7 protein-coding genes are annotated in these 9,234 nt (G+C 41.0%); 1 reads left to right on the forward strand and 6 read right to left on the reverse strand.

All coding sequences use genetic code 11. The features are described 5' to 3' along the window. Nucleotides 1-2,316 (reverse strand): putative Ig domain-containing protein (locus L4D78_RS00240; protein ID WP_428465099.1); only part of this gene is annotated, 2,316 nt, incomplete at its 3' end. Nucleotides 2,317-2,490: 174 nt separating this feature from the next. Between L4D78_RS00240 and L4D78_RS00245 the strand changes: the two genes are divergently transcribed. After that, nucleotides 2,491-3,159, forward strand: a complete 669-nt coding sequence (locus tag L4D78_RS00245; protein ID WP_428465100.1) for a phage tail protein — start codon at nt 2,491-2,493, stop codon at nt 3,157-3,159. A gap of 81 nt (nt 3,160-3,240) precedes the next feature. On the opposite strand, the gene L4D78_RS00250 is transcribed toward L4D78_RS00245, so the two are convergent. The 5 genes from L4D78_RS00250 to L4D78_RS00270 all read right to left on the reverse strand — a co-directional run. Then, on the reverse strand, nt 3,241-4,176 hold the full coding sequence (locus L4D78_RS00250; protein WP_428465101.1) for a methionyl-tRNA formyltransferase: 936 nt from the start codon (nt 4,174-4,176) through the stop codon (nt 3,241-3,243). A gap of 24 nt (nt 4,177-4,200) precedes the next feature. Continuing rightward, nucleotides 4,201-5,475 (reverse strand): SAM-dependent methyltransferase, encoded by a 1,275-nt coding sequence (locus L4D78_RS00255; protein ID WP_428465102.1) that lies wholly within the window; start codon nt 5,473-5,475, stop codon nt 4,201-4,203. Nucleotides 5,476-5,660: 185 nt separating this feature from the next. Further along, the gene (locus L4D78_RS00260) at nt 5,661-6,251 is read right to left on the reverse strand and encodes an aspartyl/asparaginyl beta-hydroxylase domain-containing protein (RefSeq protein ID WP_428465103.1); all 591 of its coding nucleotides are present in this window, start codon (nt 6,249-6,251) and stop codon (nt 5,661-5,663) included. After that, a complete protein-coding gene (locus tag L4D78_RS00265; RefSeq protein ID WP_428465104.1) occupies nt 6,248-7,231 on the reverse strand; it encodes an FHA domain-containing protein in 984 nt (327 codons plus the stop codon). Before L4D78_RS00265 ends, L4D78_RS00260 begins: the two co-directional genes overlap by 4 nt. A 142-nt stretch (nt 7,232-7,373) precedes the next feature. Beyond that, on the reverse strand, nt 7,374-9,234 hold a 1,861-nt coding region (locus L4D78_RS00270), incomplete at its 5' end, for a YcaO-like family protein (protein WP_428465105.1).

The raw sequence follows: 9,234 nt of genomic DNA on the forward strand, positions 1-9,234 counted from the left end.
AGAACCCGATATCACTGGTGCATCATTGACATTCACCACTTCAAGGTTGAATGCAGCAAGGCTGGCGGTCTCAACACCATCCGAGACGCTGATGACAATGTTTGAGCTGGTACCGACATCACCATTGGTCGGCAGGCCTGATAACAACCCAGTCGCGGGATTGAAATTCGTCCAGCTCGGCTGGTTTTCAATGCTGAAGGTTAAATCATCACTGTCNRCRTCGCTATAACTTGGRCTGAAGYTATACRCCGCATCTTGGTTAACGGTTGTAGCTGGAGAACCCGATATCACTGGTGCATCATTGACRTTCACCACTTCGAGGCTGAATGCAGCAAGGCTGGCGGCCTCTATTCCATCCGAGACGCTAATGACAATGTTTGAGCTGGTACCGACATCACCATTGGTCGGCAGGCCTGATAACAACCCAGTCCCGGGATTGAAATTCGTCCACGAAGGCTGGTTTTCAATGCTGAAGGTTAAATCATCACTGTCCACGTCGCTATAACTTGGACTAAAGCTATACACCGCATCTTGGTTAACGCACGTAGCAGGAGCACCTGAAATAGTTGGGGCATCATTCACATTCACCACTTCGAGATTGAAGGCAGCAAGGCTGGCAGTCTCAATACCATCCGAGACGCTAATGACAATGTTTGAACTGGTACCGACATCACCATTAGTCGGCAGGCCCGATAACACCCCAGTCGCAGGATTAAAATTCGTCCACCAAGGCTGGTTTTCAATGCTAAAAGCTAAATCATCACTGTCAGCATCATTGGCACTCGGGCTAAAACTATACACCGCGTCTTGGTTAACTGAGGTAGCTGGAGAACCCGATATCACCGGCGCATCATTCACATTCACCACTGCCAAATTGAACGCTGCCAAACTCACCGTCTCGGTACCGTCACTCACCTTGATCACGATATTCGACGTAATGCCAACATCATCATTAGTTGGCAGGCCCGACAACACGCCACTCCCACTACGGAAACTTGACCACGACGGCTGGTTGTCAATGCTAAAAGCCAAATCATCACTGTCCACATCATTAACACTCGGGCTGAAACTATAACCCGCATCTTGGTTAACGGAGGTAGCTGGAGAACCCAATATCACCGGCGCATCATTGACATTCACCACTTCAAGATTGAATGCAGCAAAGCTCACCGTCTCGATGCCATCACAGACCCTGATCACAATATTCGAGCTGGTACCGACATCACCATTAGTCGGCGGGCCCGACAACACGCCACTCGCACTGCTGAAACTTGCCCACGCCGGTTGGTTGTCAATGCTAAACGTCAAGTCATCACTGTCCGCATCACTAACCGTTGGGGTGAAGCTGTAACTCGCATCTTGGTTAACGGTTGTAGCTGGAGCCCCTGAAATAGTTGGGGCATCATTCACATTCACCACTTCGAGGTTGAATGCAGCAAGGCTGGCGGTCTCTATTCCATCCGAGATGCTGATGACAATGTTTGAACTGGTACCGACATCACCATTGGTCGGCAGGCCTGATAACAACCCAGTCGCGGGATTGAAATTCGTCCAGCTCGGCTGGTTTTCAATGCTGTACGTCAGATCATCACTGTCGGCATCACTGCCTATTGGGGTGAATCTGTATACCGCATCTTGATTGACTGTAGTGGCAGGAGTACCACTAATTACGGGTGGAGTATTTGTTGGAACGATATCAGCAGAAATATTTGCCAACGTTATCCTTTGAAATTCGAAATTCTGAACTTGTGCACTATCTTGAGCTTCATAGGTTACTTCAATTTTTGTAACAAGATCATATCCCGAACTTGGCCAAGCCGGACTAAATGCAAATTCACTAATTAAAACGCCAGGGTATGAGATAACAGGAGATGGGATATTTTCGTAGTCGCTAAATAGAACATGGGTAGCAATTATCTCACCACTATAGTTATAAAGGGTTATATCGAAACGAGGAATATCTTGACCACCACCAAAATCACCCACAGCGATGTCAACAAGCGTAAACGACTTCATTGTATTGCCACCTTCAGCTTGAAAAGTGACCGTGTTTGTTGCCTGATTAGTATCTAGCCAGTAAAGGATATTATCGACACCGTCAAAACCATTACTGACAATGAACTTATCGCCCTGCGTTTTAAAACCTACTCCCCCTGAATCAGTACCTCCTAAGTTCCCAAAGTCATAAGTACCATCGCTAGTGCCTAAAGTCATAGCATTTGCTGTCGCAACAGTGCCCGATAGAATCAAAATGAGAAGAAACAGCAGGTTCGATAAAGCAGATCCTACTTGTCCAAAGTACTGTCGACAATCCATTGTAATCCCTACCTCGTTTCAAGAAATATCATCGCGCACAGCAAAAGCACCCAATTGCATATAGAATAAACGTATAGCACAGTTTGAAATATTACCGCTTCCTTACACCGAGGCATTTATGCCGAAAACTCAGCAATACTTGTAATTAACTAACTAAGAGATAGAGGGATTTTCATGGAATTTATAATGGGCGGCACAATATTATTTGGTGGTAATTTCGCTCCAAAAGATTGGGCTTTTTGCGGTGGACAACTAATATCAATCAGTGAAAATCAGGCTCTTTTTGCAATCTTAGGGACTACATGGGGAGGTGATGGACGTACTAATTTCGCTCTCCCTGATTTACGAAGTCGCGTTCCATCAGGTCCAGGGAAAGCTCCTGGTATAACCGTCGAAACAATAGAGGGTCGTATGTTTGGTAATGACTTGACCCAATTATCCATTAAACATATGCCTAACCACTCACATACTGCGCAATTTTCACCGTCAGGAGGAAGTCCCTCGCTTACAGCGACTTCCCAATCAGAAGCAACTGCAAAAATGTTTGTCTCTGATTCAGACGGCGCAACCAATCAACCTACAGGCAATTATTTAGCGACGACCAAAGATGGTCGAAATGACGGCGACAATATCTATAACGATAGTAAGGGAACATCATTTCTTGCTGAACAGGCAATAGATGTTGAGGTTAATACCACAACAACTATTACTGGAACAGGTAGTACTGGTGGCACGGTTACTGTCGGAGTAACTGGTAATGGGGAGAAATTTAGCACCATCCAGCCGACATTAGGAATAAACTATATTATTGCAATACAGGGGACTTTCCCTTCTAGGAACTAAAGCGAAAGTAATATTATACATCAGCAACCTTCCACATGAATCAGCCGTGTGCTAAACGATATAGTTAATATAACACCTGCATTATGGAGAGCTAAATTGCTCTCCTGCTGTTAACTGGAAACGTTCAGCGAATGCCCCACCCGAAAAAACACCCTCATTGACCGAGAGTATATCAAAGCGCAATGCCCCGCCCCTAGCTGATATGACTAACCCCTCGGGTTCGCCAATGTGCAAAACAGTCCCAAAAGGAACGCCATAATCAGCATGGTCGACTAAAGTTGCTTGTAACAATCCAATATATGATTGTTTCCAAACAACAAGTGCACCATTGAATAACGGATTTCCAGCTCTGGCCATTGCCGTAATATCGGCGGCTGTCATCGTTTGCCAATTAACCATTAAATCTTGCTGACTTGGTATAGGAGCAACACTAATTTCACCTTGTTGAGGTACCCCTTCAAGTGTCCCGGCACTTAATGTTTTTAAAAATTTTGTCACCAAGGCTGGCGACCGCTGGGCAATGGTATGACCAAGGCTGTTAAAAGTATCATTGGGGTGCAATGGCAATGATTCTTGAAACATCATATCGCCAGCATCAAGTTCTGGCTCAACTTTTATGATACTGATTGCTGTCTGCGTTTCATTGTTTCTAATCTGCCAATACAGTGGCATCGCGCCCCGGTATTTAGGAAGGTAAGAAGCATGTAGGTTATAGGTTCCTATAGTAAAGCTATCGAGAATAATCGAAGGTAACCGGTGTGAAAAAGTATAAACCAACCCAATATTAGCCCCCCATATTTCTACTTGGAAAACAACTTGCTCAGGGGCACCGGGCTGGTATCGAATATAGGGGATCTTTGCTTGTTGCAATTGCAGTTCTAACTGATAGGAATCAGTATCAACTCGACCATTTAATACAACACCAACCAATGTATCTTTCGCTAAAAGTGAATTAATCACTGGAATTACAGCACTACTTGCGGCAAAAATGACAACCTTTTGATTTAGTTCAGACATTATTGCTTCCTTTTCAAAATTAGCTTACTTCGCTATCGTTGCCATGAAACCTGGTAATCCATTCAGTCGATAATAAAATTTCAATTTATCACCACTTTTTACCATTAAGTCTCCTGGCTTAGCATCTTGAGGCGTATAATTTATACAAACTTGCATATCTGGTAATGGATGTGTGATGCCGGATTCATATTCGTTTAATACCTCTTCGTTGTAGACCTTTATTTGAGTGCAAATAATAATCAAAGGCTGTTCTGGTATTACGCTTTCAGATGGAATAACTATTTCTTCACACTCAATAAGGCTAGTTGAACTATCTACAACATAATCTTTAAGATCAATGAGTGTCTTCGTGTTTAAGCGTAAGATTTCACCGAGTTCTACTCTTTGATTACAACCAATAATTTCCTGACTAACATCACACGCACGACCATTTTCCTCTTTCCACTTTTCGATAAACTCTTTCTGCCCTACAGTTAAAACAGCATATAACATAATATCTTGTGGAAGAAAGATACCATTTGGATCCATAATCCTAGCAAAGTGACGTGCTATAGCCACATGCCCTTCCCTACTCAGGCCATGCTGCAATGATTCTAATACAACTATATTAATTGAGGTACTGGACTCATATTTACAGGCATCTTGACAATAGAAATTACGAATAAATTCATGTAAACCAAGCTCATTGGTCACAGCCTTTAAGCTCAAAACGGCACCAGGTTGAAGGTCGATAAACGTTACCTGTATATCATTCCCATTATATAGCCCATTAGTTTTATAATAACTTAATAGGGGTAATAGCAACGGTGCAAAAGGCCCACAGGCCGGATAAACAATATGAACCGGAGAGTTATTATCTAACTTTAATTGAGAAACGGCTTGATGTACTGATCTAAGATATGCTCGTACTCGAAGCGTATCTTTCACTGATGTTATACAATTATCAGGTGAAATAATTAGACCATGACGAGAAATGAACTGACGTGAGCGATACATAGGCGATATATCAGCGTGCGTATATATCATTTTCAACTGTTTGAATATTACCTTTAACTGTAAATCTAACCCCTTTTTATCTAACGATTTATTACTTAACATGTCATCAACAAGCTGGTTTAAATTTTCAGATAAACAATTATCATTGCTCTCGACTCGAGGAGTTTCAGTCGATGGGTTAATGACATTCCCCCCAGCCAACTGTTGACGCAATTCATCGTTTAATAAACCTGTCGAAAGTATGGGGTTCATCTTTATATCACAAGGCTCCAGAGCCTCCTTTTGTTTCTTCGGCTTATTCATTGAACATCCTTTTATACCCAAAGAATCAATAAAAATAACCGCAATGGAAAAACCAATGCGGTTGTTATTAAACAATACTGCATATATTGTAATAATCTAACAAATCATCATACCATTACCGAATCAACTTCTAACTTCTGTCATTTAAGACCTGATTAATGTTGATGGTCATACATATGAACCTCTCAAAATTCCATTCCAAGTTGCTTCTTAAGCCAATGGTTGACTACACAATCGAAAACCAAATGAATTCTCGGCTGTGAGCCACGGTGGTAAACCGAATGTTCAATATCTGCATTAATGAACCACAACTCCCCTTCCCTAATAACCAAACTTTCGCCACCAACAACGAATTCAACCTTCGGATCACCTTGTAAGCAATAATGAAGGCGCACCTGACCATTTTTCGGCGATAGCCCTTTATCACGATGTGGCTTTATGACGGCCCCAGGAGTAAGCTTCATCAACCTTGCAGACAAAATAGAACAAGGAAAACGGTGAAAGAACCTATTAATATCAGCAAAATGTTCTAATGCTAAATAGTTTTCGAACTGCTCAGGATCTGAGGAGGCTTCTAAACTAAACGCCTGTAATATAGGTGAGTGCATCTTATACTTCCGTAACCCCCTCAAAGGAATAACGCTCCACTCACCTTCAAAACATACTTTGTTAACATGCATTAACCATTGTCTATCGTCGATTTTTGCGGTACTACACCACTGCGAATTAGACAATAGCTGCACTTCCTGTGCAGTTAATTGAAGAAAATTCATCATACCAGCATCGAATCAACTTCTAACTCTTGTCCTTTAAACACTTTAAAGTCGCTTGCAGCAAATCGAACACGGCCTCTTTTGCGTTCTATGAGTAATGGTCCGAAGATTCCTTCGGATTGCAATTTATCGGCAAGTTGCTTTCTTGCTCGATGGATTTGAATATTGACATGATTTTCTGACAAACCAATATCTTTGGTTAATTGCTCTATCGTACGCCAACCTTGCAAATGTTCTGGAAGTTGGTCTTGTTTGTCCTGACCTTTATATCGAGCTAATAAGGCGGTTAAGTAATGATGGCTACGGGTTTCACAATCTATATCAGCGCGACTGTTTTTTAACGTAAGTTCGGTAAGCTCTTCATCTTGGCTAATGTTGAAGATATAGCATAGGTCATTGTCTACATTATCATTTGTAACAAGTGTTTCTTTATCTGCGGCATCTGCCCCTTTAATTAATTTCCACATCGAGTCGGAAAATTCAAGTAGCTCGCCATCATATAATTTAGTGGGCGTTGAATCATTAATCGTTTCACAGTACCAACATTTTTCAACCACATCATAAAATATGATAACTTCTGGAGAGTCTTCAGATGGTAAGAAGTGATAGTGCTCAAGCAATATAGGAGGCGATTCGAGAGAATTTTGTTCTTTGTCAGAAACAAAGGGAACTAATACATCTTTAGGCTCATCAAGGTTAGTAACGATAAATGTAATATTCTTTTTATTGGCAAAACAGATACTATCGTTAACAGCAAGTTGATAGAGTTTATTCGGTTGAATTGCTTTATTGTTAACCCACACACCATTTTTACTGAGGTCTCTTAGGTACCACTTATCATCAATCCACTCAATAACTGCATGTATTCTAGAAATCTCAGGGTTATCAACCAACGTATCTACCGCCGTCGCTAAGCGGCCAAATTGATGAAACGTTTTTAAAAATAGTGGATAACTTGAATTTAACGAAGTCAGGTATGCCATAGTTCATCCTTGCTGTAAGCTATTGAGTAACTTAATCTCAGGCCTGTTAATAACCTTATAATTACATCCTAGTTTGACTCTTGTTCAACGTCTATTACGACAATATTACACATCATTCGCTAACCTCAACTTTATCGTTAATTTAAATATATAACCCTAACGGATTAATACTATTTTCATTTTTCGCTTCATTTAACCATTTTAATTTTAGTGGCACTTGATACAAACGCTCATTCGCTAGCTGAGGCCAAATATGACAAAACCCAGGAACAAAAACTTTTACTGTATGAAGAGGTATAGGAGCACGACTGTAATCAAGTACTAAAGTTTCAAGTTGTACATTACTCAGTTTCTCAACAATCGCTAAGATGTCCTCTTTCATATCGTCTGAACTAGTCGTAAATGGTACTTCTGCTTCAAGCGCATCATTCGGGTGTAAATAAGCGCCATCCTCTATCTCATCGAATATGAATGGTGCCCCTTGCTGGTTTCGAATGGGTATTAATTGGCATAATTCAGTCAGTGCACGCTGAGCCGCTAATTCAGGTTGTAGATGACAGCCAAACCCAAATATGTAACCACCATTCTCCTTATGCCGCCCGACAGCCACCATTGCTGGCACACCTAAATCGTGAGTAACATCTAAAACCCAAAAGTGATACGTTTTACTTAATGTTTGCTCAAGAGGTACATAAAAGTCGCGGTCAATTCGTGATAAGTCAAAAGCGGGACGCTCTATTTGGTTATACCACCAAATCGCAGTGGCATCACGTTCGATTAACTCATACAACCCTTGCAAAATTGCTTCTTCCAGAGTGTTACCAGCAGCAGCACCATTTGAGTGCCAGCGACCAAATTTTTCATCATCAAAACGCTGAGTCGTTGTCTGTTTTTGTGGTATTTCAATATTTGAAAAACAGCATGTCAGTGGTACGTAAACGTGTTCATCATTAGTCAATGACCAAGTCGCTAGCCAGTGTATAGGTTCGTTTTTATACGGTATTGAGGCTTGTACTCGCTCTGCTTCACTATCATTACTATCTGCAAACCGTCGATATTGTTTAATACTATAAGGAGTAAGATCCTGAAAGCTCACATGGCGTTTCGTTAACTCAACTGGTCGAGCTTTATATAGCGGCTCGTCCCCCTTAAACTGTGCATTTGACCGCTCGATAGCCTCACATAAAGCACTCGCTTGTGATTGTTCACGGCTAACGCCTTTACCCAAACAAATTTGCACAAAGCTATTTTGATCAAACTCCGCCAATTCAGTACTTATTGGTGATTTAAAAAAACCTGTACGATAAATTTTTATCGCGGTATTTTTTGTCACGTTAAATAGATCTAAATGATTAATAACCCCAGTCACAGGACTAACGAAAGGCATTAGTTTACTGACGGTAAAATCAGCATGAATACTTCTAGAACCTCCGTCTTTTCTGAAGTGACTTAGGCAACTTTCAAGCCTTAATGGGACATTAAAACGTGCTAATAATGTTTTAGACTCATCGATCTTTGGTGGAAAGCAATGTAACTGAGCATCCCTTGTATCAACATCATAAATAGCTAATTGATGTTGCTGGTTTCTATACTGAGAAACCAGCATATTTACAAGCTCTTGGCACTGTTCATCATTCAACATAGAGTCGGCTTTAAAAGCATAGCTATGAGTACGCTCTGGCCACTTTTTCATCAACCACTTTCTGACAGGTTGATTATCTAAAATCAATTTTTGGAATTGATTAAACAAGCCTATTTCATCGTTGGAAAACTTGGAGCTAACCCATAGACTTTGCCCGCTGGTTTTAACAACAATAAAATCAGTCTTTATCTTTAAATCATTAATATTAGGATCAAGAAAGTCATCAACCAGTATGATATACAACGATGAACTAGTAGCTACATTGTTTAAGAATAGCCTCATCGCATTTTTAACAGCCATCACTGCATGAGAAGGTAATGCTGATAAATTTACAAATTGACAAATTTCATTTAAACAACAT

Origin of the sequence: Photobacterium minamisatsumaniensis (assembly GCF_050336695.1) — a bacterium.
Classification (GTDB): domain Bacteria; phylum Pseudomonadota; class Gammaproteobacteria; order Enterobacterales; family Vibrionaceae; genus Photobacterium; species Photobacterium minamisatsumaniensis.